At 71.4% G+C, this 24,970-nt stretch carries 20 protein-coding genes; 10 read left to right on the top strand and 10 right to left on the bottom strand.

The features are described from left to right. Nucleotides 1–28: 28 nt before the first annotated feature. On the bottom strand, nt 29–994 hold the full coding sequence (locus N5I75_RS28130) for a pirin family protein (RefSeq protein ID WP_476681861.1): 966 nt from the start codon (nt 992–994) through the stop codon (nt 29–31). A 128-nt stretch (nt 995–1,122) separates the two neighbouring features. Further along, nucleotides 1,123–1,584 (bottom strand): SseB family protein, encoded by a 462-nt coding sequence (locus N5I75_RS28125; protein WP_394432220.1) that lies wholly within the window; start codon nt 1,582–1,584, stop codon nt 1,123–1,125. A gap of 226 nt (nt 1,585–1,810) precedes the next feature. Here N5I75_RS28125 and N5I75_RS28120 point away from each other — a divergent pair, with 226 nt between their 5' ends. The 5 genes from N5I75_RS28120 (at nt 1,811) to N5I75_RS28100 (ending at nt 9,404) form a co-directional block, all read left to right on the top strand. Next, nucleotides 1,811–3,649 carry an acyl-CoA dehydrogenase gene (locus N5I75_RS28120; protein WP_476681859.1) on the top strand — a complete coding sequence of 613 codons (1,839 nt, stop codon included), beginning with the start codon at nt 1,811–1,813 and terminating at the stop codon, nt 3,647–3,649. A gap of 417 nt (nt 3,650–4,066) precedes the next feature. Next, nucleotides 4,067–5,374, top strand: coding sequence for a M18 family aminopeptidase (locus N5I75_RS28115; protein WP_476681857.1), 1,308 nt, complete (start codon nt 4,067–4,069; stop codon nt 5,372–5,374). A gap of 112 nt (nt 5,375–5,486) precedes the next feature. Then, complete coding sequence (locus N5I75_RS28110) at nt 5,487–5,711, top strand: DUF6458 family protein (RefSeq protein WP_476681855.1); 225 nt, start codon at nt 5,487–5,489, stop codon at nt 5,709–5,711. Nucleotides 5,712–5,831: 120 nt separating this feature from the next. Next, the gene (locus tag N5I75_RS28105) at nt 5,832–8,579 is read left to right on the top strand and encodes an AfsR/SARP family transcriptional regulator (protein WP_476681853.1); all 2,748 of its coding nucleotides are present in this window, start codon (nt 5,832–5,834) and stop codon (nt 8,577–8,579) included. A 105-nt stretch (nt 8,580–8,684) separates the two neighbouring features. Continuing rightward, complete coding sequence (locus N5I75_RS28100) at nt 8,685–9,404, top strand: DUF4232 domain-containing protein (protein WP_476681851.1); 720 nt, start codon at nt 8,685–8,687, stop codon at nt 9,402–9,404. A gap of 15 nt (nt 9,405–9,419) precedes the next feature. Here N5I75_RS28100 and N5I75_RS28095 read toward each other — a convergent pair whose 3' ends face one another. Next, nucleotides 9,420–11,258 (bottom strand): thioredoxin-like domain-containing protein, encoded by a 1,839-nt coding sequence (locus N5I75_RS28095; protein WP_476681849.1) that lies wholly within the window; start codon nt 11,256–11,258, stop codon nt 9,420–9,422. 354 nt (nt 11,259–11,612) lie between these two features. Between N5I75_RS28095 and N5I75_RS28090 the strand changes: the two genes are divergently transcribed. After that, complete coding sequence (locus N5I75_RS28090) at nt 11,613–12,107, top strand: LURP-one-related/scramblase family protein (protein WP_476681847.1); 495 nt, start codon at nt 11,613–11,615, stop codon at nt 12,105–12,107. A gap of 40 nt (nt 12,108–12,147) precedes the next feature. Here N5I75_RS28090 and N5I75_RS28085 read toward each other — a convergent pair whose 3' ends face one another. Beyond that, nucleotides 12,148–12,948 carry a carbon-nitrogen family hydrolase gene (locus N5I75_RS28085; RefSeq protein ID WP_476681845.1) on the bottom strand — a complete coding sequence of 267 codons (801 nt, stop codon included), beginning with the start codon at nt 12,946–12,948 and terminating at the stop codon, nt 12,148–12,150. A 275-nt stretch (nt 12,949–13,223) separates the two neighbouring features. On the opposite strand from N5I75_RS28085, the gene N5I75_RS28080 reads away from it, so the two are divergent. After that, nucleotides 13,224–14,048, top strand: coding sequence for a maleylpyruvate isomerase family mycothiol-dependent enzyme (locus N5I75_RS28080; protein WP_476681843.1), 825 nt, complete (start codon nt 13,224–13,226; stop codon nt 14,046–14,048). Between the two features lie 179 nt (nt 14,049–14,227). On the opposite strand, the gene N5I75_RS28075 is transcribed toward N5I75_RS28080, so the two are convergent. Beyond that, nucleotides 14,228–15,550, bottom strand: coding sequence for an MFS transporter (locus tag N5I75_RS28075; protein WP_476681841.1), 1,323 nt, complete (start codon nt 15,548–15,550; stop codon nt 14,228–14,230). Beyond that, entirely contained in the window at nt 15,547–16,248 is a 702-nt protein-coding gene (locus N5I75_RS28070; RefSeq protein WP_476681839.1) for a GntR family transcriptional regulator, read from the bottom strand. The genes N5I75_RS28075 and N5I75_RS28070 overlap by 4 nt, the downstream gene beginning before the upstream one ends. 214 nt (nt 16,249–16,462) lie before the next feature. Between N5I75_RS28070 and N5I75_RS28065 the strand changes: the two genes are divergently transcribed. After that, nucleotides 16,463–17,320, top strand: coding sequence for a D-alanyl-D-alanine carboxypeptidase family protein (locus tag N5I75_RS28065; RefSeq protein ID WP_476682349.1), 858 nt, complete (start codon nt 16,463–16,465; stop codon nt 17,318–17,320). A 161-nt stretch (nt 17,321–17,481) separates the two neighbouring features. Here the strand turns inward: N5I75_RS28065 and N5I75_RS28060 are convergent, their stop codons facing one another. From N5I75_RS28060 to pdhA, 3 genes are read right to left on the bottom strand one after another with little or no spacing between them, the layout of a single operon-like run. Further along, a complete protein-coding gene (locus N5I75_RS28060; RefSeq protein WP_476681837.1) occupies nt 17,482–18,969 on the bottom strand; it encodes a dihydrolipoamide acetyltransferase family protein in 1,488 nt (495 codons plus the stop codon). Between the two features lie 16 nt (nt 18,970–18,985). Then, nucleotides 18,986–19,966: an alpha-ketoacid dehydrogenase subunit beta gene (locus N5I75_RS28055; protein WP_476681835.1), complete on the bottom strand. Its 981-nt coding sequence runs from the start codon at nt 19,964–19,966 to the stop codon at nt 18,986–18,988. Between the two features lie 4 nt (nt 19,967–19,970). Further along, nucleotides 19,971–21,182: a pyruvate dehydrogenase (acetyl-transferring) E1 component subunit alpha gene (gene pdhA / locus N5I75_RS28050; protein WP_476681833.1), complete on the bottom strand. Its 1,212-nt coding sequence runs from the start codon at nt 21,180–21,182 to the stop codon at nt 19,971–19,973. A 391-nt stretch (nt 21,183–21,573) separates the two neighbouring features. Between pdhA and N5I75_RS28045 the strand changes: the two genes are divergently transcribed. Together N5I75_RS28045 and N5I75_RS28040 are read left to right on the top strand one after the other, a co-directional pair. Continuing rightward, entirely contained in the window at nt 21,574–22,236 is a 663-nt protein-coding gene (locus N5I75_RS28045; RefSeq protein WP_394432256.1) for a response regulator, read from the top strand. Between the two features lie 108 nt (nt 22,237–22,344). Further along, entirely contained in the window at nt 22,345–22,773 is a 429-nt protein-coding gene (locus tag N5I75_RS28040; protein ID WP_476681831.1) for a pyridoxamine 5'-phosphate oxidase family protein, read from the top strand. A 169-nt stretch (nt 22,774–22,942) separates the two neighbouring features. On the opposite strand, the gene N5I75_RS28035 is transcribed toward N5I75_RS28040, so the two are convergent. Continuing rightward, nucleotides 22,943–24,577, bottom strand: a complete 1,635-nt coding sequence (locus tag N5I75_RS28035) for a protein kinase domain-containing protein (RefSeq protein WP_476681829.1) — start codon at nt 24,575–24,577, stop codon at nt 22,943–22,945. Nucleotides 24,578–24,970: the final 393 nt, after the last annotated feature.

Here is a 24,970-nt window from a genome sequence, read left to right as displayed (position 1 = left end):
GGCCGTCACGATCACGGGCACACACGGCTTACGTGTGCGGCAGGCGCTCCTTCGACGGGATGACGCCCAGGCGGCCCGCCTGGAAGTCGTCGAAGGCCTGCTGGAGCTCGGCCTTGGTGTTCATCACGAACGGGCCGTAGTGGGCCATCGGCTCGCGGATCGGCTGGCCGCCGAGGATGACGACCTCCAGGTCGGGGGTGTTCCCGTCCTGGGACTCGTCGGCGCGCACGGTCAGGGACGAGCCCGCGCCGAAGACGGCGGTCTGGCCCGCGTGGATCGGACGCCGCTCGGCGCCGACGGTGCCGCGGCCCGCGAGCACGTACACGAGCCCGTTGTAGTCCTCGCGCCAGGGCAGGGTGGCCTCGGCGCCGGGGCGGACGGTGGCGTGCACCATCGTGATCGGCGTGTGCGTGATGCCGGGGCCCTCGTGGCCGTCGAACTCACCGGCGATGACGCGGAGCAGCGCGCCGCCGTCGGCCGTGGTGAGGAGCTTGACCTGGCCACCGCGGATGTCCTGGTAGCGCGGGTTCTGCATCTTGTCCTTGGCGGGCAGGTTCACCCACAGCTGGAGGCCGTGGAAGAGACCGCCGGACATGACGAGGGACTCCGGCGGGGCCTCGATGTGGAGCAGGCCCGAGCCCGCCGTCATCCACTGCGTGTCGCCGTTGGTGATGGTGCCGCCACCGCCGTGCGAGTCCTGGTGGATGAAGGTGCCGTCGATGATGTAGGTCACGGTCTCGAAACCGCGGTGCGGGTGCCAGGGCGTGCCCTTGGGCTCGCCCGGCGCGTACTCCACCTCACCCATCTGGTCCATCATGATGAACGGGTCGAGGTGGCGGTAGTTGATCCCGGCGAACGCGCGGCGCACCGGGAACCCCTCGCCCTCGAAGCCGGTCGGCGCGGTCGTCACGGTGAGCACGGGGCGCGCCACGGCATCCGCCTGCGCGGCCACACGGGGCAGGGTCAGCGGGTTCTCGACGGTCACAGCGGGCATTTTGGGGGCCTCCTTGGCGTCCTCGTGCCTCGACTTTAGTTGAACGTAGAACTTTCTGCCACCCAGAACGCGGAACGCCCGGAGGGAATTCCCTCCGGGCGTCCGGTGCGGCGCGTCAACGGGGCGGATCAGCCATACATACGGCGCATGGCGAAGTCGACCATCTGCTCGACCGCCTTGGCGTCGAAGACCATCCGGTGCTCGCCCTCCATGTCGAGGACGAAGCCGTACCCGGTGGGCAGCAGGTCGATCACCTCGGCGCCGGTGATCACGAAGTACTTGGACTCCTTGCCGGCGTACCGGCGCAGCTCCTTGAGCGTGGAGAACATCGGGATCACCGGCTGCTGGGTGTTGTGCAGCGCGAGGAAGCCCGGGTTGTCGCCGCGCGGGCAGTACACCTTCGACGAGGCGAAGATCTGCTGGAAGTCCTCGGCGGACATCGAACCGGTGGTGAACGCGCGGACCGCGTCGGCGAGCGAGGGCGGCGACGGCTCCGGGTACAGCGGCGGCGCCTGCTGCCCGTACCCGCCCTGCTGCGGCGGCGCGTACTGCTGCCCGGCAGCGCCGGCGTGCTGCTCGTATCCGTACATGGGGCAAAGCCTACCGAGGGCCGGGCGGGCAATGGGCCGGGCAGCGGATCCGGCCACTTACGGCTCGTTCGTCACAGTTCACGCGCCAGGGGTTGCGTCTTATTACCGACGGGTAGCATCCTGGTGATTACTAGTTGGTACGCGTACGAGGACGATCCCGGAGCCCGAGCCGATACGGGCCCCACGCCGCGGGTCTACCTCCCTGATCCTTTACGGAGCCGTCGCCATGGGGCACTACAAGTCGAATCTCCGCGACATCGAGTTCAACCTCTTCGAGGTGCTCGGCCGCGACAAGCTGTACGGCACAGGACCGTTCGGGGACATGGACGTCGACACGGCGAAGAGCATCCTCGAGGAGGTCGCCCGCCTCTCCGAGAACGACCTGGCCGAGTCCTTCGCGGACGCCGACCGCAACCCGCCGGTCTTCGACCCGGAGACCAACACGGCGCCGGTCCCGGCCAGCTTCAAGAAGTCCTACAAGGCGTTCATGGACGCCGAGTACTGGCGGCTCGGGCTGCCCGAGGAGATCGGCGGCACCACCGCGCCGCGCTCCCTGATCTGGGCCCACGCCGAGCTGATCCTGGGCGCCAACCCGGCGGTCTGGATGTACTCCTCCGGCCCGGCGTTCGCCGGCATCCTCTTCGAGGAGGGCACCGAGGAGCAGAAGAAAGCGGCTGCCGTCGCCGTCGAGAAGCAGTGGGGCTCGACGATGGTCCTGACCGAGCCGGACGCCGGTTCGGACGTCGGTGCCGGCCGCACCAAGGCCGTCCAGCAGGACGACGGCTCGTGGCACATCGAGGGCGTGAAGCGGTTCATCACGTCCGGTGAGCACGACATGTCGGAGAACATCCTCCACTACGTCCTCGCGCGCCCCGAGGGCCACGGCCCGGGCACGAAGGGTCTGTCCCTGTTCCTGGTCCCCAAGTTCGAGTTCGACTGGGAGACCGGCGAGCTGGGCGCGCGCAACGGCGTGTACGCGACCAACGTCGAGCACAAGATGGGCCTCAAGGCGTCCAACACCTGCGAGATGACCTTCGGCGACAAGCACCCCGCCAAGGGCTGGCTGATCGGCGACAAGCACGACGGCATCCGCCAGATGTTCCGCATCATCGAGTTCGCCCGCATGATGGTCGGCACGAAGGCGATCTCGACCCTCTCGACCGGTTACCTGAACGCCCTGGAGTACGCCAAGGAGCGCGTCCAGGGTCCCGACCTCGCCAAGTTCATGGACAAGACGGCGCCCAAGGTCACCATCACGCACCACCCGGACGTCCGGCGCTCGCTGCTCACGCAGAAGGCGTACGCCGAGGGCATGCGCTCCCTGGTGCTCTACACCGCCACCGTGCAGGACGCGATCCAGGTCAAGGAGGCGGCCGGCGAGGACGCGTCGGCCGAGCACGCGCTCAACGACCTGCTCCTCCCCATCGTCAAGGGCTACGGCTCCGAGAAGGGCTACGAGCAGCTCGCGCAGTCGCTCCAGACGTTCGGCGGGTCCGGGTTCCTCCAGGAGTACCCGATCGAGCAGTACATCCGTGACTCGAAGATCGACACGCTGTACGAGGGCACGACGGCCATCCAGGGCCAGGACTTCTTCTTCCGCAAGATCGTCCGCAACCAGGGCGCCGCGCTGAACGGGCTCGCCGAGGAGATCAAGAAGTTCCTCGCGGTGGAGTCCGGCGGGGCGGAGCTGGCCGGGGCGCGTGAGTCCCTGGCCAAGGCGGCCGTCGAGCTGGAGGCCATCGTGGGCGTCATGCTCACGGATCTGGCCGCCACGGAGCAGGACGTCAAGTCGATCTACAAGGTGGGTCTGAACACGACGCGGCTCCTGATGGCGTCCGGCGACGTGGTGGTCGGCTACCTGCTCCTGAAGGGCGCGGCGGTGGCCGCCGAGGCCCTTGCCGCCGGCGCCACGGGCAAGGACATCCCCTTCTACCAGGGCAAGGTGGCGGCGGCGAAGTTCTTCGCGGCGAACGTCCTGCCGGGTGTCATAGGGGCGCGCAAGCTGGCGCAGGCCACGAGTGAGTCGGGGCTGGATGTCATGGACCTCCCCGAAGCGGCGTTCTAGGCTCCGCCGACCCGGCATCAAGGCGAGGGCCCGTCATCTCCTCCGGGGGAGATGACGGGCCCTCGTCCGTCTACCGCTCCATCGTGGCTGGTCGCGCAGTTCCCCGCGCCCCTGAAATGCGCACTACGTGCGCCATTTCAGCCACGCGCGCGAACGCCCTGCACGTGCCAAGCGACCCAAGGCGGCACCCCCTCAGGGGCGCGGGGAACTGCGCGACCAGCCACGACGCGACCCGCACGTATGACAGAACGCAAAGGGGCACCCTCCCAGGGGCGCGGGGAACTGCGCGAGCAAGCGCGGCGCGGCCCGCACCCTGCAAGGTGGCCCCAAGCGGATCGCGCACCCGCAAAAGGGGCAGATCACAACCCCCGCCCCCACCCCAGGCGTGCCACCGGCGAACCGCACTACCCTGGCCGCATGGCAAACCCCCCGGCCCCCTTCGATCGCGGGCACACCGACGACCTGTTGACCTTCCTCGCGGCGAGCCCCACGCCGTACCACGCCGTGGCGACCGTGGCCGCGCGCCTGGAGGAGGCGGGGTTCAAGCAGGTCGCGGAGGTGGACGCCTGGGACGGCACCAGCGGAGGCAAGTTCGTGACGCGCGGCGGCGCCATCGTCGCCTGGTACGTGCCGAGCGGAGCGCACCCGCACACCCCGTTCCGCATCGTCGGCGCGCACACGGACTCCCCGAACCTGCGGGTGAAGCCGCAGCCCGACCTGGGGAGCAACGGCTGGCGCCAGGTCGCCGTCGAGGTCTACGGCGGCCCGCTCCTCAACAGCTGGCTGGACCGTGACCTCGGCCTCGCCGGACGGATCACGCTCCGCGACGGCACCGAGCGGCTGATCGACATCGACCGGCCCCTCCTGCGCGTCCCGCAGCTCGCCATCCACCTTGACCGGTCCGTCACCGCCGACGGCCTCAAGCTGGACAAGCAGCGCCACATGCAGCCGATCTGGGGCCTGGGCGGCGACGTGCACGAGGGCGATCTGCTGGGCTTCGTCGAGGACGAGTACGGCCTGGAGCGCCGCTCGATCACCGGCTGGGACCTCATGACGTACTCCGTCGAGCCGCCCGCCTACCTGGGCCGCGACAAGGAGCTGGTGGCAGGTCCCCGGATGGACAACCTGCTGTCCGTGCACGCCTGCACCGCCGCGCTCGCCGAGGTCGGCAAGCGCGACGCCGCGGGCGCGCTCCCGTACATCCCGGTGCTCGCCGCCTTCGACCACGAGGAGAACGGGTCGCAGTCGGACACCGGCGCCGACGGCCCGCTGCTCGGCACCGTGCTGGAACGTTCAGTCTTCGCGCGCGGCGGCTCCTACGAGGATCGCGCGCGGGCGTTCGCCGGGACGATCTGCCTGTCGTCGGACACCGGCCACGCCGTGCACCCGAACTACGGCGAGCGCCACGACCCCACGCACCACCCGCGCGCGAACGGCGGCCCGATCCTCAAGGTCAACGTGAACAACCGCTACGCCACCGACGGCGGCGGCCGGGCCGTGTTCGCGGCGGCGTGCGAGAAGGCGGGCGTGCCGTTCCAGTCGTTCGTCTCCCACAACGCGATGCCGTGCGGCACCACGATCGGCCCGATCACCGCGGCCCGGCACGGCATCAAGACCGTCGACATCGGCGCGGCGATCCTGTCGATGCACAGCGCCCGCGAACTGTGCGGCGCCGACGACCCGTACCTGCTCGCCAACGCGCTGACCGCGTTCCTGGAGGGCTGAGACCCCCGCGGCTCGCACGCCGCCTCCCGAACAGCCGTGTGACGCGAGGCGCTCCGGGTACCCGGAGCCCTCAAGTACCCACGTGACAGACAACTTTGGGGAGGCGGACCTCATGAGCATGGGAGGTTGCATCATCCTGATCGCCGTCGGGGCGATCCTCAGCTTCGCGACCGACTGGCACATGAAGGGGGTCAACCTCACGCTCGTCGGCTGGATCCTGATGATCGTCGGTCTGATCGGCCTCTTCGTGTTCCGCAGCGTCGGACGGCGCCGGAACGTGGTCATGCCGCCCGCGCAGACGACGGTGATCGAGGACGAGCGGCACCGTCGCATCTGAGGTCGCACCGCCGCGACCGGCGCGTACCGGCCATGTGCCCGGCGCCACGTACTCCCGGGTAGCCCCCTCCACGTACCCTGATCACCTACGTTTTCGGGGCTTTTGGAGGGGGACGACGCCGTGGAGTTCCGGCTGCTCGGCGCGGTCGCCGTGACCAACGGGAGCGGGGAGCTGCCGCTCGGCCCCGCCAAGCGGCGCAGCCTGCTCGCGGCGCTGCTGCTCCGCCCCAACACCGCGGTCCCCCTCGATCAGCTGATCGACGCGTTGTGGCCCGAGGGGCCGCCCGCGCGGGCCAGGACCGTGGCGCAGGGCCATGTGTCGCGGCTGCGGGCGCTGCTCGCGCAGGGCGGCGCCGACGAATGGGGCGTGCGGCTCGTCACGCGCGGCGACGCGTACGTCCTGGAGATGCCCGAGTCGCTGCTCGACGCCCACCGCTTCGAGGAGCTGGTCCGGCTCGCCCACGACCAGCGCTCGCCCGACGACGCGGCGGCCCTGCTGCGCGAGGCGCTCGCCCTGTGGCACGGGCCCGCGCTCGTCGGCGTCGCCACCGCGGGCCCGCTGCGGGTCGCGGCGGACGGTCTGGAGGAGGCGCGAATCTCGGCGGTCGAGCATCTCGCGCGCACCTACGGCGAGTTCGGCGACCACGCGCGGGCCGCCTCCCTGCTGCACGCCGAGGCCGTCGCCCACCCGATGCGGGAGTCGCTCGCCGCCGCGCTGATGCGGGCCCTGTACCGCTCGGGCCGCCAGTCCGACGCCATCGACCAGTACCACCGCACCCGCACCCTCCTCGCCGACGAGCTGGGCGTCGACCCCGGCTCCGCGCTCCGCGAGGCGTACGGGGAGATCCTGGCGGGCTGTCAGGACCCGGCACCGGCCCCCGGCCCGGGGCCCGACCCGGCCCCCGTACCGGCCCCGCCCGTCGATCCCGCGCCCCGCGCGGACGGTCCCGACCTGCTGCCGCGCCCGCCGCGCGGGTTCGTCGGCCGGGACCGGGAGCTCGCCGCGATCACCGCCGCGGCGCGGCGCGAGCACGCGGTCGTCGTCGTCACCGGGCCCGCCGGGGTCGGCAAGTCGGCCGCCACCCTGCACTGGGCGCACGGCGCCCGCCCCCACTACGACGGCGTCCTCTTCGCCGACCTGCACGGCTTCGACGACGAGAGCGGCGGCGACCCCGGCGCCCCCGACACCTCCGACGTGCTCCGCGAGTTCCTCATCGCCCTCGGTGTCGCGCCCCGCGACCTGCCGGACACCCCGGGCGCCCTGGCCGCCGCCTACCGGTCGCGCACCGAGGACCGGCGGCTGCTCGTCGTCCTCGACAACGCCCGCACCGCCGCGCAGGTCCGCCCGCTCCTCCCGGCCGGCCCCGGGAGCGCCGCGCTCGTCACGTCGCGGCTGCGGCTCGACGGGCTCGCGGTCAGCGAACTCGCCCGCACCGTCGACATGGGCGTGCTCGACGGGCCCGCGTCCGCCGCGCTGCTCGCCGCCGCCACCGGCGCCGAGGAGCGGCTCGCCGCCGAACCGGCCGCCGCCGCGCGGCTCGCCGCCCTGTGCGCGGGCCTGCCGCTCGCGCTGCGCGTCGTGGCCGCCCGGATCAACGCCCGGCCGCAGTGGCCCCTCGCCCCGCTCGCCGAGGAGCTCGCCGACGAGCAGCGCCGCCTCGCCTTCCTCGACGTCGACGACACCGGCGTCGCCGCCGCGCTCCGCCTCACCCTGCTCGCCCTGCCCGCCGACGCCCGCGCCCTCTTCGGCCGCCTCGGCGCCCTGCCAGGACCCGACCTCGACCGGTACGCCGCCGCGGCCCTCACCGGCACCTCGCCCGCCGACGCCGCCACCGCCCTGGACCGCCTCGCCGCCGCCCACCTCGTCACCGAGCGGACACCCGGCCGGTACGGGATGCACGACCTCGTCCGGCTCTACGCGCGCGGCCCCGCCCGCGACGACACACCGGCCGCCGCCGACGCCGACCCGGGCGAGCCCCTCGTCCGCCTCCTCGACCACTACGTCCGCACGGCCCTGCGCGCCACCGCCGTCGCCGAACCCGACGACCGGCCCTGCTGCGTCCTGCCCGCCGACGTCCGCCCCGACCTGGGCGGACCTCCGCTGCCCGACCGGGCCGCCGCGCTCGGCTGGTTCACCGCCCAGCGCGAGAACCTCGCCGCCGCCGCCGGGGCCGCCCACGCCGCCGGGCACGACGACCGGGCCTGGCGCCTCGTCGTCCTCCAGTGGCCGTCCGTCGTCAGCTACGTACGCGACGACTGGATGCCGCTGCTCGAACAGGGGCTCGCCGCCGCCGTGCGGCTCGGCGACCCGGACGCCGAGGCCCGCATCCGCGCGCTGTGCGGCTGGGTCCTCACCGAGGAGGGCAAGCTCGTCCAGGCCCTGGAGCACCTGGAGCGCGCCCCGGCGCTCGCCGCGCGCGCGGGCGACCCGTCCAGCGAGGCGACCGCCCTGGTCAACCTCGCCGTCGCCCTGGACCGCGACGGGGCGGCGGGCCCCGAGCCCCTCGCCCATCTGACCCGCGCCGCCGATCTGGCCCGCGCCGCCGGTGACGTCCTGACCGAACTGCTCGCCCTGGAGCACCGGGCCCGCCGCCTCCTCGCCCTCGGCGACCACGCGTCCGTGCTCGCCTGCACCGAGCGCGGCCTCGCCCTGCCCGGCGCGGCGGCCGAAGGGCTCGCCCCGTTGCGGCAGACGCTGCTCCGCGTCTCGCGCGGCGCCGCGCTGCTCGCTCTGGGCCGCGCGGACGAAGCCCGTACGAGCCTGCTCCAGGCCTACGAGGACGCGGTGCGCCAGGGCTTCGAGGAAGGCATCCAGCGGGCGAAAGCGCAGCTCACACGGGCCGACAGCCAAACGGCGACGAGGCGATAACGCGTCGGCGACCGGACGGCGACAGCGGCGGGCACTGTGGGACACACAGCAGCCCGCCGGACCAGGCGGGCATCGGAACCGCTCGAAACCGGGGGAATCTCCACCATGGCCCGCATCACCGCTCGTACGACCGTTCTCGCCGCCGCCGCTCTCGTCGCCGGCCTCACGATGACCGCCTGCTCCGGCGGCGACAGTGGCACCAAGGACGAGGGCGCCGCCCCGAAGGCGACCGTCGCCGCGACCACGGTCACCGGCACCGCGACCGACGCCGAAGCCGCCTCCGGTACGAGCACGCGGGCGGGCGGCGCGTCCAAGGCGGACGCCGCCAAGAGCAGCACCGGCAGGACCGGCACCGCGAAGGCCGGCGGTGCCACCACGAGCGGGACCAAGGCCGCCGCGCCCGAGTGCAAGGTGACGTCGCTCGGCTACACCCTCACCCGCAAGAACCCGGAGCAGCAGGGCGACCACCTGCTGATCACCGCGGTCAACAAGTCGGGCACCGCCTGCACCGTGCAGAAGTTCCCGGTCGTCACCCCGGGCGACGCCAACGGCGACGTGCCGCTCGCCAAGGACGACCAGCAGCCCGCGCAGCCGATCCTCGTGAAGCCGGGCTCCACCGTCTACTCGGCGCTCCCCGTCTACCAGGACATCAAGGCCGAGGACGACTACTTCACGTCGATCAAGCTGTCCCTGGTGATGAACGACGCGGACGCGTCCGGCGCCTTCGTCACGCTGAAGACGCCGGGCGAGGTCGAGTACGCGGGCAAGCAGGCCGACGGCATCGAGGTGCTCTCCTGGAACACCAAGAAGCCGTTCGACTTCTGAACCGCTGCCGGCTGATCAGGACTGCCGCTCGTCCATCCCCGCGAGAACGAGCGGCAGCCGGTCCGCGCCGCCCTCGGCGACGCGGACCGGGACGCCCCAGTCCTGCTGGTGGACGTGGCACGCCGGGTACTCGTTGGCGGGATCGTCGTCGCAGGACGCGGCCATCGCCGAGACGTGCAGGACGCCCTCGGTGATCCCGGGGTTCAGGGTCAGCTCGCGCGCCAGGTCCGTGCCCGCGCCGTCGCCGGAGGCGAGCAGCTCGGGCGGGGTCGCGGAGACGAGCAGCCGGGTCGAGGGCCCGTACCGGGTGTCGAGCTTCTGCCCGGCCGGGGCCTGGAAGATCACGTCGAGGGCGAGCTTTCCGCCGGCCACCTCGGTCGCGGCGCGCTGCGTGCGGTGGGCGACGGACTCGACGCGGACGGCCTCCTCGGGCAGCCGGAGCCGGGTCAGCCGGTGCCGCGCGGACTCCACGACGACGATGTCGTCCCCCACCAGCACGGCGTCGCTCGGCTCGCGCAGATCGGTGGCGAGCGTCGTCACCTGCCCGGTCGCCGGGTCGTAGCGGCGCAGGGCGTGGTTGTACGTGTCCGCGACCGCGACCGAGCCGTCGGGCAGGGCGGTGACGCCGAGCGGGTGCTGGAAGAGGGCCTGCGCGGCGTCGCCGTCGCGGTGCCCGAAGTCGAAGAGGCCGGTGCCGACGGCCGTGTGGACGTGCCCGTCCAGGTCCACGTAGCGCAGGGCGCTGGTCTCCGAGTCGGCGACCCACAGCCGCTCCCCGGTGGCGGCGAGCCCGGACGGCTGCGCGAACCAGGCCTCGGCGCCGGGCCCGTCGACAAGCCCCTCGTTGGTGGTCCCGGCGGCGACCTCGACGGTCCCGCTCTCCGGGTCGTACGTCCACAGCTGATGCACACCGGCCATGGCGATCCACACCTTGCCGCCGAACACGGCGACGTCCCACGGCGACGACAGGTCGACCTCCAGGGCCGGGCCGCTGGTCGGCGACCCCTGCCACCACTGCTTGCCGGTACCGGCGAGGGTGGTGACGGCGCCGGTCGCGAGGTCGACGGCGCGCAGCGCGTGGTTGACGGTGTCGGCGACGACGACGGTGTTCTCGTCGAGCAGCGCGAGCCCTTGAGGCTCGTTGAAGGCATCCGCGCCGAAGCCGCGCTCGCCGCTCCCGATGCGCCGCACGACGCTCTCCCCGTCGGCGGCCAGCTCCACGAGCTGGTGCCGGGTGGTGTCGCTGACCAGGAAGTTCCCGGAGGGCAGGGCCAGCGCCTTGCCGGGGAAGCGCAGGTCGGTGGCGACCGGCTCGGGCGCGACGTACGGGCCCTCGCCGCGATGCAGCGTCCCCTTCGCCCCGTGCTCGGCCTCCAGCTCCTCGACGAGCTTGGCGATGGCGTGCGCATGCCCCTCACCGGCGTGCTGCGCGACGACGTACCCCTCGGGGTCGATCACGACCAGCGTCGGCCAGGCCCGCACGGCGTACTGCTTCCATGTCGCCAGCTCGGGGTCGTCGAGCACCGGGTGCTCGACCCCGTACCGCTCGACGGCGTCGACCACGGCCGCGTGCTCGGCCTCGTGCACGAATTTCGGCGAGTGCACCCCGATGATCACCAGCGTGTCCCGGTGCCGCTCCTCCAGCTCGCGCAGCTCGTCGAGGACGTGGAGGCAGTTAATGCAGCAAAAGGTCCAAAAATCCAGCACGACAATGCGCCCGCGCAGGTCGGCAAGGGTGTACTCCTTGCCGCCTGTGTTCAGCCAGCCGCCCTTGCCGGTCAGCTCGGGGGCACGGACACGGGCACGCTTGCGGGGTGCGGGGGCGGGGGTGGGCGCCTGGGCAGCATCGTTCATCCTTCAAGCTTGCCATCCTGGTACGAAGTCCGGATCACACGCGTACGGCAGTGCCTACGACACGGGGACGGTGGATGGCTGTGGACGCGTCCTCCCCCTCGACCTTGCTCCCGAGTCGGGGGCCGACGTCCGGACGAGTACATCCGGCACCGCGTGGAACACCAGACCGGCGACTGACCTCCGTCACCGCGCGCTCGGCCGTGGCGGTCTCCGGGGACTCCCGCACAAGGTGGTCGCGTGAGTGTCACTGTTCCTTCGGTCGTCGGGACTGTCACCGAGTGACGGCTGGCCGGTGCGCGACTGTCATTCGACTGCCGGGGGTCCGAACCGCGCGTTCCGGGCAAGCATCGACGTATGCGCTACGAAGTACGGGAACGGCTCTTCGCCATCGGCGAGGACTACTGGATCGAGGACGAGAACGGCCACAAGGCGTTCCTCGTCGACGGCAAGGCGATGCACGTGCGGGACACCTTCGAGCTGAAGGGTCCCGACGGGCGGGTCCTCATCGACATCCACGAGAAGATGTTCGCCCTGCGCGACACGATGGTGATCGAGCGCGGCGACGAACAGCTCGCCAAGGTCAAGCGCAAACGCCTGTCGCTGCTGCGCAACCACTACCGGGTCGAACTGGTCGACGGCACCGAACTCGACGTCAGCGGCAAGATCCTGGACCGCGAGTTCGCCATCGAGTACGACGGCGAACTCCTCGCCGAGATCTCCCGGCGCTGGCTGCGCGTGCGCGACACCTACGGCGTCAACGTGGTCCGCGAGGACACCGATCCGGCCCTGATCATCGCCGTCGCGGTCTGCGTCATCCACCTCGCGGAAAAGGAACGGGGGGACGACTAGAGCAGAGGGACGACCAGAGCAGGGGGGACGACCAGCTCCCTCAGCGGCGGGGCGGCGTCTCCATGCCGAGGAGGCGGTCCTTGAGCGCCGGGAACTGCTCCCGGGTGGCCGCGACCCGTGCCGGGTCGAACTCCACCCGCAGCACCTCTTCCCCGGCGCCCGCCTCCGCGAGGACCTCGCCCCACGGATCGACGACGATGCTGTGCCCCGCCTGCGGAACGCCCGCGTGCGTACCCGCGCTTCCGCAGGCGAGCACGTACGCCTGGTTCTCCACGGCACGTGCCTGCGCGAGCAGCGTCCAGTGCGCGCGGCGCCGCTCGGGCCAGCCCGCCGCGACGAGCAGGGTCTCCGCGCCCCGGTCCACGAGGCCCCGGTACAGCTCGGGGAAGCGCAGGTCGTAGCAGGTGCTGACGCCGAGGACCGTCTCCGGCAGGCGTACGCTCACCAGCTCCTCGCCCGCGCTCATCAGCACGGCCTCGCCCTTGTCGAAGCCGAACCGGTGGATCTTGCGGTAGGCGGCGACGAGTGCGCCGTCGGGGGAGAAGGTCAGCGCCGTGTTGTACAGCGGCCCCTCGGGGTCCCGCTCGGGGATCGATCCGGCGTGCAGCCACACGCCCGCCTCGCTCGCCGCCTTGGCCATCGCCTCGAAGGTCGGCCCCTCCAGCGGCTCGGCCTCCTCCGCGAACAGCTCGTAGGCGAAGGCACCGGTCGTCCACAGCTCGGGGAGGACGACGAGGTCGGCGGCGCCGGACTCGGCGCACACCAGCGAACTCACCCGACTGCGCCGCTCGTTGACCGATTCGTCCTCGTTTACCGCGATCTGGATGAGGGAGGCGCGCACACTACCACCGTCCTGGCATTCGAGTCTTCGACACGGGCCTACGATCGTCACACGAAAGCACTGCAGGGGTGCCTACGGGCAGCGTACTGTGCCAACCCGGGGGAGCCCCCGGACCCCCACGGACGCGCCATGATCCACCCCGCAGCCCGAGCCCGCCGAACCGCACCGCCGCCGCAGCCCGAATCCGCCGCCTCCGCCCAGCTCCCCCGTCTCCCGCCGTCTCCGCCCACCTATTTCACCGACCGTGCACCACACCGCTCGAGGGGTCCCCTTCCGTGAGTCTCCACCCCAGCCTTCAGACCTACGCCGACGCCTGGACCCACTCCGTGGAAGCGATATCCGAGCTGGTCACACCGCTCGTCGAGGGTGAGTGGAACCGTGCGACGCCGTGCCCCGGCTGGTCCGTGCGCGACATCGTGTCCCACGTCATCGGCGCCGACTGCGAGATGCTCGGCGACCCCCGGCCGATCCACACCCTGCCGCGCGACCTCTACCACGTGCAGACCGAGGCGCAGCGCTACCAGGAGGTCCAGGTCGACGTCCGCCGCCACCACACGGCGCCGGAGATGGTCGCGGAGCTGGAGTACACGATCATCCGGCGCTCGCGTCAGCTGCGGAACGAGAGCCGCGACCCGGAGACCATCGTGCGGGGGCCCCGCGCCGCCGAGGAGACCCTCGAGTTCTCCATGCGCAGGCGGGCGTTCGACATCTGGGTCCACGAACAGGACCTCCGCTGGGCCCTCGGCAAGCCCGGCAACCTCGACTCCCCGGGCGCGTACGTCACCCGCGACCTGCTCCTCGCGGCCCTCCCGAAGATCGTCGCGAAGGACGCGGGCGCCCCCGCCAACTCGGCCATCGTCTTCGACGTCCACGGCCCCGTCGAGTTCCTCCGCACGGTCCGCGTCGACGCGGACGGCAGGGGCACGATCGACGGCGCCCCGTCCCTGGGCCCGGCGGTGACCCTGGCCCTGGACTGGGAGACCTACGTCCGCCTGTCCTGCGGCCGGACGACCCCGGAAGCGGTGAAGGACCAGGTCAAGGCTGACGGCGACATGGACCTGGCCAGGGCCATAGTGACGGCCCTGAGGATCACCCCGTAGACACCACGTAGTCACCCCGTAGTCACCCCGTAGCAAAGCATCCGGCGCCCCCGGCTTGGGCAATCTGCCTCCCCCAGGCTCCGTCCGGGGGGATTCCCGGGGCGGCACGGCTGGGCAGGGCGGCCCCCCAGCGCCGGGCAAGCGCCGGCAAAAGGGGCCGCCGCAGAAGCCCGCAGAAGCTACGCAGGCACGTGCACCGATGTGACCCGGGAAGCCACCAACCGCTCCCGCTCGGCCCGAGCCGCCCGCCGCCGCAACCGCAGCATCTGACCGACTCCCAGCCCCTGCAAGAAGAACACCGCCGAGAACGCCACCCGGTAGTTGTCCCCGGACGCATCAAGCAACACCCCGACCAGCAACAACGTGGTCATCGAGGCAACGAACCCGCCCATGTTCACAATCCCGGACCCGGTCCCTTGCCGCTCGGGCGGATTCGCCGGCCGGGCGAAATCGAACCCGATCATGGACGCGGGCCCACAGGCCCCGAGCACCACGCACATCACGACAAGCAGCCACATGGGCGCCCGCCCCGGCCACGCGATGGGCGCGGCCCACACCAGCGCCGTCACCCCCACCGTGCCGAGCGCCAGCGGAAGCCGCGCCGCATGGTGCCGGGCGACGATCTGCCCGTACACGAGCCCGACGACCATGTTGGCGAGAACGACCAGGGTCAGCAGCTCACCGGCCACTCCCCGCGAAAGTCCCTGCGCCTCCACCAGGAACGGCAGCCCCCACAGCAGCAGGAACACCATCGCCGGGAACTGCGTGGTGAAGTGCACCCAGAGCCCGAGCCGCGTCCCCGGCTCCCGCCAGGCCGCCGCGATCTGAGCCCGCACGTACGCGGCCCCCTTGTGCGAGGCGGGCATCGGCGCGGGCTCGAAGCCCTCGGGGTGGTCCTTGAGGAAGAGCAGCATCAGGACCAGCACCACGACACCCGCGAGCGCGCTCCCGGCGAACGCGGCCTCCCAGCCGATCCCGTGCAGCAGCCGCGCGATGACCAGCGTGGAGACGAGGTTGCCCGCCATGCCGACGAGCCCGGCGAGCTGCGCGACGAGCGGCCCGCGCCGCGCCGGGAACCACCGCGTCCCGAGCCGCAGCACGCTGATGAACGTCATCGCGTCACCGCACCCGAGCAGCGCCCGCGAGGCGAGCGCCATCCCGTACGACGACGAGAACGCGAAGCCCAGCTGGCCGATGGTGAACAGGACCACGCCGAACGTCAGCACCTTCTTCGTGCCGAGCCGGTCGACCATCAGGCCGACGGGTATCTGCATGCCCGCGTACACGAGCAGCTGGAGGATCGAGAAGGTGGAGAGGGCGGAGGCGTTGATGTGGAACCGCTCGACGGCGTCGAGCCCGGCCACGCCCAGCGACGTACGGAAGATGACGGCGACGAAGTAGACGGCGACGCCTATGGACCAGACGGCTATCGCTCTGCGGCCCCCGGGCGGATCACCCGGCAGGGAAGCCGGAGCTGAGGAGGCGGAGGAGGCGGAGCTCATCGCACGTCACCCCGCGCCAGGTTCTGGAACCAGCCCACGTGGCGCCGCACCACGGCGACCGCCGCCTCGACGTCCCTGGCGCGCAGCGCGTCGAGGAGTTCGCCGTGCTCGGCGAGGGTCTTGGCGATGCGGTCCGGGTGGGAGTGCATGACGGCGACGCCCATCCGCAGCTGGCGGTCGCGGAGCTGGTCGTAGAGGCGGGAGAGGATCTCGTTGCCGCCGCTGCGCACGATCTCGGCGTGGAAGCAGCGGTCGGTGGCGGCGGCCTCCGCGAACTGCCCGGCGGCGGCCTGCAGCCGCTGGGTGTCGAGCAGCTCCTCCAGCCGTTCGACCAGCCACGGCTGCGCCGGGACGGCCTTGCGCACCGCGTGCTCCTCGACGAGCAGCCGCGTCTCGACGACGTCCGCGATCTCCTGCGCCGAGACGGGCAGCACCAGGGCGCCCTTCTTCGGGTAGAGCCGCAGCAACCCCTCGACCTCCAGCTTGAGCAGCGCCTCGCGCACCGGGGTGCGGGACACCCCGACGGCCTCGGCCAGCTCGCCCTCGGTGAGCAGGGTCCCGCCCTCGTAGCGGCGTTCGAGCACGCCGCGCTTCACATGGTCGTAGACACGGTCGGCGGCAGGGGCACGTTTCTCGGTGGCGCGTTTTTCGGCGGTGCGTCGCTCGGCGGTGCGTTTTTCTGTGACGGTCGAGGGCATGCGCACATCATAGATACAACAGGTACGCAAGTCGGACAGCGTCCGTCATGTGGGATGCCGACCATTTGGTGACACTGGACGGCTTTACAAGATTTTGTGCTCTGCCTGTGCAACCCCCCACCCGTCCGGGGTGTCTCACCAATGCGCGTCCCGCCCAAAGGGCGGCGCATTAGGGGCACTTGGAGCGTCCATCTTGAAGACTCGCATAACGGGCATCGCTGTTCTCGTCGCCGGAACCGTGCTCACCAGCGGAGCGCTGACCACCTCCGCACAGGCCGCCTCCGCGCCGGCCGTACCGAAGATCGCCGCCGCCGGCGGGTTCGTGATGAACAACGGGACGGGCAAGTCCCTCTTCACCAAGGCCGCGGACACCCGCCGGTCGACCGGCTCCACCACGAAGATCATGACCGCGAAGGTGGTGCTGGCCCAGCGCGGCCTGAACCTGAACTCGAAGGTCACGATCCAGAAGGCGTACAGCGACTACATAGTCAAGAACAACGCCTCGTCGGCCCGGCTCATCGTCGGCGACAAGGTCACCGTCCGCCAGCTCCTCTACGGGCTGATGCTGCCGTCCGGCTGCGACGCGGCGTACGCGCTCGCGGACAAGTTCGGCTCGGGCTCCACCCGCACCGCGCGCGTGAACAACTTCATCGCCAAGATGAACAAGAGCGCCAAGGACCTGGGCCTGAAGAACACCCACTTCGACTCGTTCGACGGCATCGGCAAGGGCAAGAACTACTCGACGCCGCGCGACCTGACGAAGATCGCCTCGTCGGCGATGAAGAACTCCACGTTCCGCTCGGTCGTCAAGACCAAGTCGACGAAGCAGAAGGTCACGACGAAGTCCGGCGGCTACCGCTACATGTCGTGGTCCAACACGAACACGCTGCTCGGTTCGTACTCCGGCGCCATCGGCGTGAAGACGGGCTCGGGCCCGGAGGCCGGCTACTGCCTGGTCTTCGCGGCCACGCGCAGCGGCAAGACGGTGATCGGCACGGTCCTGAAGTCGACGTCGGTCAACGCCCGCACGTCCGACGCGAAGAAGCTCATGGACTACGGCTTCAAGAAGTAGGCCCGTACAGGGGCGCTCCGGGGAACCGAAGCGCCCCTTCAGGGGCGCGGGGAACTGCGCGACCAGCCACGACGGGGTCGCACCCGGCGACGGAGCGGAGGCCACGGGGCGCCGCCCCGGACCCCGCTCCTCCATCGCCGGAGGGGCTGATTGCGGCCCCTCTAAGCCCAGGTCAGCAAGCGCTTCGGGCGCTCAAGGACCGCCGCCACATCCGCAAGCACCTTCGACCCCAACTCCCCGTCCACCAACCGGTGATCGAAGGACAGGGCCAGGGTCGTCACCTGACGCGGCTTGACCTTCCCCTTGTGCACCCAGGGCTGCAGCTTGATCGCCCCGACTGCGAGAATCGCCGACTCCCCCGGATTCAGCAGCGGCGTCCCCGTGTCGACCCCGAACACGCCGACATTGGTGATGGTGACCGTGACCCCCTGCATCGCCGCCGGAGACGTCCTGCCCTCACGCGCCGTGCCCACCAAGTCACCCAATGCGGATGCCAGTTCGGGCAGGGTCTTGGCGTGGGCGTCCTTGATGTTCGGGACGATGAGCCCGCGCGGGGTCGCCGCGGCGATGCCCAGGTTCACGTAGTGCTTCTGGACGATCTCCTGGTTGGCCTCGTCCCAGGACGCGTTGATGTCCGGGTTGCGCCTGATGGCGACGAGCAGCGCCTTGGCGATGAGCAGCAGCGGGTTGACCCGCAGCCCCTGCATGTCCTTGTCGGCCTTGAGCTCCTCGACGAGCTTCATCGTGCGCGTCACGTCGACCGTCACGAACTCGGTGACGTGCGGCGCGGTGAACGCCGAGCCGACCATCGCCTGCGCCGTCGCCTTGCGCACCCCCTTCACCGGGATACGCGTCTCACGGACGCTGTCGTACGAGGCCGCGGGCGCCGCCACCGGCGCGGCGGCCGGAGCCGGTGCCTGCGCCGGGACCTCGGGGGCCGCCGGCGCGGCCGCGGGCGCCACCGCCGCGTGCACGTCCTCGCGCGTGATGATGCCGTCCGGGCTCGACGGGATCACCGCGGCGAGGTCCACGCCGAGGTCCTTGGCGAGCTTGCGCACGGGCGGCTTGGCCAGCGGCCGCTCCACGACGGCCGGTGCCGCCGTGCCGTTGGCGGCCGTCCCGTTGGCCGCCGTCCCATTGGCCGCCGAGCCGCTGGCCACTGTGCCATTGGCCGCCGAGCCGGTAGCCGCCGAGCCGGTAGCCGCCGGGCCGCTGGCCGCCGTCCCATTGGCCGCCGGACCGGTAGCCGAAGCCGCTTCGGCCCCCTTGCGGGCCCGCCGCTTGGTCGACGTCTCGGCGACGCCGTAGCCGACGAGCACGGGCTGCCGCCCCTGCGGCTCGGCCCCCTCCGCCTCGGCCTCGGTCTCCACCGGGACCTGCACGGGCTCGGGCTCGGGCGCGGGTGCGTCCCCCGCCACGTCCACCGAGATGATCACCTGGCCGACGTCGACGGTCGTCCCCTCGGGGAACAGCAGCTCCTTGACGACCCCGTCGAACGGGATGGGCAGCTCGACGGCCGCCTTCGCCGTCTCGACCTCGCAGACGACCTGCCCGTCCTCGACGGTGTCGCCGGGCTGCACGTACCACTTGAGGATCTCGGCCTCGGTCAGGCCTTCGCCCACGTCGGGCATCTTGAATTCGCGCGCCATGACTGTCAGGCCCCTCTCAGTACGCAAGCGAGCGGTCGACGGCGTCGAGCACCCGGTCCAGGCCCGGCAGGTACTCGTCCTCCAGGCGCGCCGGCGGATACGGGGCGTGGTAGCCGCCGACCCGCAGCACGGGCGCCTCCAGGTGGTAGAAGGACCGCTCGGTGATCCGCGCGGCCAGCTCCGCGCCCGAGCCGAGGAAGACCGGCGCCTCGTGCGTGATGACGAGGTGGCGGGTCTTCTCCACCGACTTCTGCACGGTGTCGAAGTCCATCGGGGAGATCGAGCGCAGGTCGACGACCTCCAGGGACTTGCCCTCCTCGGCGGCGGCGGCCGCCGCCTCCAGGCAGACCTTCACCATCGGCCCGTACGCGACGAGGGTCAGGTCCGTGCCCTCGCGCACCACGCGCGCCTTGTGCAGGTCGCCGGGGACGGCCTCGGTGTCGACCTCGCCCTTGTCCCAGTAGCGCCGCTTCGGCTCGAAGAAGATCACCGGGTCGTCGCTCTGGATCGCCTGCTGGAGCATCCAGTACGCGTCCGAGGAGTTCGACGGGGTGATCACCTTCAACCCCGCCACGTGCGCGAACAGCGCCTCGGGGGACTCGCTGTGGTGCTCGACCGCGCCGATGCCGCCGCCGTACGGGATGCGGATGACGACCGGCGTCTTGATCTTGCCCAGAGCGCGCGCGTGCATCTTCGCGAGCTGCGTGACGATCTGGTCGTAGGCCGGGAAGACGAAACCGTCGAACTGGATCTCCACCACCGGGCGGTAGCCGCGCAGGGCGAGGCCGATCGCGGTGCCGACGATGCCGGACTCGGCGAGCGGGGTGTCGATGACCCGCTCCTCGCCGAAGTCCTTCTGCAGGCCGTCGGTGACGCGGAAGACGCCGCCGAGCTTGCCGACGTCCTCACCCATGACGAGGACCTTCGGGTCGTTCTCCAGCGCCGTGCGCAGCGATTCGTTGATCGCCTTGGCGATCGGAAGCTTCTGTACCGCCATGTCCTCAGGCCTCCCCGGCCGCATCGTCGGCGAACGACGCCTGGTAGGCGACGAACTGCGCGCGCTCCTCGTCGACGAGCGCGTGCCCGTCCGCGTACACGTTCTCGAAGATCGCGAGGTGGCCCGGGTCCGGCATGGCCCGTACGACATCACGCACTCGCTTGCCCAACGCCTCGCTTTCGGCGTCGAGTTCCGCGAAAAATCCCTCATCCGTGTCTGTTTGGGACTCGAGGTAGGTGCGCAGGCGGAGGATCGGGTCCTTCGCCTCCCAGGCGACGCGCTCCTCGTCGGCCCGGTACTTCGACGGGTCGTCGGAGGTGGTGTGCGCGCCCATGCGGTACGTGAACGCCTCGACCAGGGTCGGGCCCTCGCCGTTGCGCGCCCGCTCCAGGGCCCAGCGCGTCACGGCGAGGCAGGCCAGGACGTCGTTGCCGTCGACGCGGACGCCGGGGAAGCCGAAGCCCTGCGCGCGCTGGTACAGCGGCACGCGCATCTGGCGCTCGGTCGGCTCGGAGATCGCCCACTGGTTGTTCTGGCAGAAGAACACCACCGGCGCGTTGTAGACGGCTCCGAAGTTGAAGGACTCCAGGACGTCGCCCTGGCTGGAGGCGCCGTCGCCGAAGTAGGCGATGACCGCGGAGTCCGCGCCGTCCTTCGCCACGCCCATCGCGTAGCCCGTGGCGTGCAGCGCCTGGGAGCCGATGACGATGGTGTACAGGTGGAAGTTGTTGCTGTTGGGGTCCCAGCCGCCGTTGTTCACGCCGCGGAACATGCCGAGCAGGTTGGTCGGGTCGACCCCGCGGCACCAGGCGACGCCGTGCTCGCGGTAGGTCGGGAAGACGTAGTCGTCCTCCCGGGTGGCCCGCCCGGAGCCGATCTGGGCCGCCTCCTGGCCGAGCAGCGACGCCCACAGGCCCAGCTCGCCCTGGCGCTGCAGGGCGGTGGCCTCGGCGTCGAAACGCCGGGTGAGGACCATGTCGCGGTAGAGCCCGCGCAGCTCGTCGTCGGTGATCGCGTCGACGTACGCGTCGTACACCGCGGTCTGCGCCGTCCTGACCCGCTTCCCCTCGGGGGTCAGCAGCTGGACCAGCTCGGGCCCCTGGGCCGCGGCGGCCTTGGCCGCGGTCTTCCTCGGGGCTTTCTTCGCGGCGGCCCGCTTGCGCGGCGGCTGCGCCTTCTGCGCGGCGGCAGTGCTGTCAGCACTGTCTACGGTCACGTGTGCTCCTCCGTCGGTCCGGCCCCCGGGATTGCCGGATGGCCAGTCGGCTCGGCTCGCCTGATCCGTCCACGCACGGGGTGGGTGCGGTGGAGCCGGGTTCAGGCGTGACTAGGAAAAACGAACAGAACCTGTGCTCCGGCAAGCACCCTTCACCCAGCACGTTACCCAGTGCGCCACACATCTGCGAAACCCCATCTGACCTGCGATTTTGCTTGGATTTCCAAGTAACTCGTTGCTTGGAACTCCTAGTAGTCGCGCAGCCGGTGGAGCGTCGCAGGTCACAGCGTGTGGACTGTGCCCTGGTCTCAGCCTGGCAGGGGGCCGGAACACCGGCACGTTATCCCGGTCACCCAGCGCGCGGGAAGAGCTGATGTGTGAGACTGCATTCGTGCGCGAAGACGGAAAAATCACGGTATTTCTCCTCGACGACCACGAAGTGGTGCGCCGCGGCGTCCACGAGCTGCTCGCCATGGAGGAGGACATCGAGGTCGTCGGCGAGGCCGGCACCGCCGCCGATGCCCTGGTGCGCATCCCTGCCACGCGGCCCGACGTCGCCGTGCTCGACGTGCGCCTCCCCGACGGCAGCGGCGTCGAGGTCTGCCGCGAGATCCGCTCCCAGGACGAGTCGATCCGCTGCCTGATGCTGACCTCGTTCGCCGACGACGAGGCCCTCTTCGACGCCATCATGGCCGGAGCCTCCGGTTACGTGCTGAAGGCGATCCGCGGCACCGAGCTGCTCACCGCCGTCCGCGACGTCGCCGCGGGCCGCTCGCTGCTCGACCCGGTGGCCACCGCCCGCGTCCTGGAGCGGCTGCGCGACGGGGGCCGCTCCAAGGACGACGACCGGCTCGCGAACCTCACCGACCAGGAGCGCAAGATCCTGGATCTGATCGGCGAGGGCCTGACCAACCGCGTGATCGGCGAGCGCCTCCACCTCGCCGAGAAGACGATCAAGAACTATGTCTCCAGCCTCCTGTCCAAGCTCGGCATGGAGCGCCGCTCGCAGGCCGCCGCCTATGTGGCGCGTATGCAGGCCCAGAAGCAGCACTGACGCCCGCCCGGTCGTCGGCCGGGTTTTGTCCGTTTAGGGACCTACGTCCCGTGCGGCGGGGGCTGCCGACCCTTCTGCCGCGCTCCGTCCGCGTCGCACAGTGGTGGCATGCCTCCCGAGACGACGCGGCCGCCGCACGACATGGAGCGCGGCTTCCAGCTGCTCGCGCGGGTGAACCACGGCCGTGTGGCCACCAGCATGCGCGCCCTGCCGTTCCTGGCCGCCGCCCGCCACATCGTGGTGGGCGGACGGCTGCTGCTCCGCCTGCACCGCGGCTACGGCTACCACCAGGCCTGCGTGGGCAGCGTGGTGGCGTACGGGGCGGACAACCTGGGCTGCGACGACAGCGGCCCCGGCGGTTCCGGTGCCCAGTGGTCCGTGCAGTGCGTCGGCACCTGTGCTCAGGTCGAGCCCACCACCGCCGAACGGGAGCTGTTCGGGTCCGCCCCGCGCTTCGCGGACGACGAGCTGTTCGACCCGGTGTACCTGCGCGTGGACCCGCAGTTCGTGACCGTGCACGAACTGCGGGTCGCTTAGCCACGCGGTTCCCTGCTCAGCCGGTCAGTCCGGCTCAGCCGCGCGGTTCCCGGCTCAGCCGGTCAGTCCGGCTCAGCCACGCGGTTCCCGGCTCAGCCGGTCAGTCCGGCTCAGCCACGCGGTTCCCGGCTCAGCCGGTCAGTCCGGCTCAGCCGTGCGGTTCACCTGCTCAGCCGGTCAGGCCGCCGGCGTCGGTGCCGGCCGCGGTCCCGGCGTTGCCGCCGGTCTCGCCGCCCGTGTCGGTGCCGCCGGCGCCCCCGCCCGCGTCATTGCCGCCGCCGCTGCCGCCCGTGGTCGTGTCGGACGTCGCGGGCGGCGACTCCGGCTCCGTCTCCGTCGGCGTCTCCGGCGCCGTGGGCTGCCCGGTCTGCTGCGGCGGCTGGTTCGACGCCGACTGGGACGGCGTCCAGTTCCCGTTCCCGCCCGTGTCCGGCTGGGAGGGCGGCGTGTAGTCGCTCTGGCCGCCCGTGTCCTCGTCCGGGTCCTGCGTCTCGTCCTTGGTCGCGTCGTCGCTGGCCGACTTGCTCGGCTCCGTCGACTTCTTGGACTCGGTCGCCGACGGGGACTGCTTGGTGCCGCCACCGCCTCCCTTGTCGTTGCCCGCGTTGAGCGCCAGGGCGACGCCCACCGCGATCGCGATCACCGCGAGCGCGGCGACGATCCACAGCTTGCCGCGGCCGCCACCGCCCCGGCCTCCTTGGCCGTCGAAGCCGCCGTCGTCGCCCGGCGGGCGCAGCATCGGTTGCGCGGCCGTGCCGTGGTCGCCGGGGTGCGGGAGCGCGGTGGTGCCGGCCAGGCCCATCGCCGCGGTGGAGCCGCCCTCGTGCCCGGCGGCGTCGACCGGTCCGGTGTTCCAGGTGCCGGTGTGGCCGCCCTGCTCGTACAGCATCGACAGGCCGTACTGGACGAGGCCGCGCATCTCCTCGGCCGTCTGGAACCGGTCGTCCGGGTCCTTGGCGAGCGAGCGCATGACGAGGCCGTCCAGCTCCGGCGGCACCCCGTCCGAGACCTGGGACGGCGGCACCGGGATGTCCTGGACGTGCTGGTAGACGACGGACAGCGGCGTCTCGCCGGTGAACGGGGGCCGCAGCGCGAGCAGCTCGTAGAGCAGGCAGCCGGTCGCGTACAGGTCGGAGCGGTGGTCGACGGCCTTGCCGAGCGCCTGCTCCGGCGACAGGTACTGCGGGGTGCCCATGACCATGCCGGTCTGCGTCATCGTGGACTGCGCGCCGTGCAGGGCGCGGGCGATGCCGAAGTCCATCACCTTCACCGCGCCGGTGTGGGTGATGATCACGTTGGCGGGCTTGATGTCGCGGTGCACGATGCCGTGCTGGTGCGAGTAGGCGAGCGCCTCGAGGACACCGGAGACGATGATCAGCGCCTGCTCGGGTCCTGGCGCCTCCGCGTTGAGGAGCAGGTCGCGGATGGTGCGGCCCTCGACGAGCTCCATGACGATGTACGGAACGGTGGAGCCGTTCACGTGGTCCTCGCCGGAGTCGTAGACCGCCACGACGGCGTGGTGGTTCAGGCCCGCGACCGACTGTGCCTCGCGCGTGAAGCGGGCCTTGGAGACCGGGTCCTCGGCGAGGTCGGCGCGGAGCAGCTTGACGGCGACGGTGCGCCCGAGGCGGACATCCTCGGCGGCGAACACCTCGGCCATGCCGCCCCGGCCGAGTCTGTGCGTCAGCCGGTACCGGCCGTCGCCGACGAGCCCGCCGTTACCCCACATCTCCGGCGCATCTGACATACCGCCGCCAGTCGCCTCGGGGTCGGACGGGCCCTGAGCGCGCTGCTGCTGTGCCATCAGTCCTCGCCGTCGTATCTGTCCGTGTCTGCCCGTGCTGCCGTTGCCGCCGGACCACTCGTCGGAGTACGCGCGATGGTGAAATACGGTCTCCGTCGGGCCACGCTACAGGCTCCGGAGGCGGCTCCGTTCCGAGATGGACCGGACATCAAACCCGTTGCCGTGCACGCCTTGCAAATCGTGCGCGCAATTTTCGCACCCGTTCGACGACCGTTCCATGACCGTTCCGCGCCTCGGCCGGTGGTCATGGACCTGTAACGCTTGCGCGACGCTTCCCGCTCGTACGGTCACGGATCGGGCATCGAGCTTGACGTGCCCGTGGCCTCGGGCAGACTTGGCCGGGAATAGCTGAATTCGATCACCGGCCGCGCCGACGCGGGGCGCGATGGGGGA

It is taken from the genome of Streptomyces sp. R818 (assembly GCF_056172735.1).
Note: the sequence above shows the minus strand (reverse complement) of the source record. Positions and strands in the feature narration are given on the sequence as shown.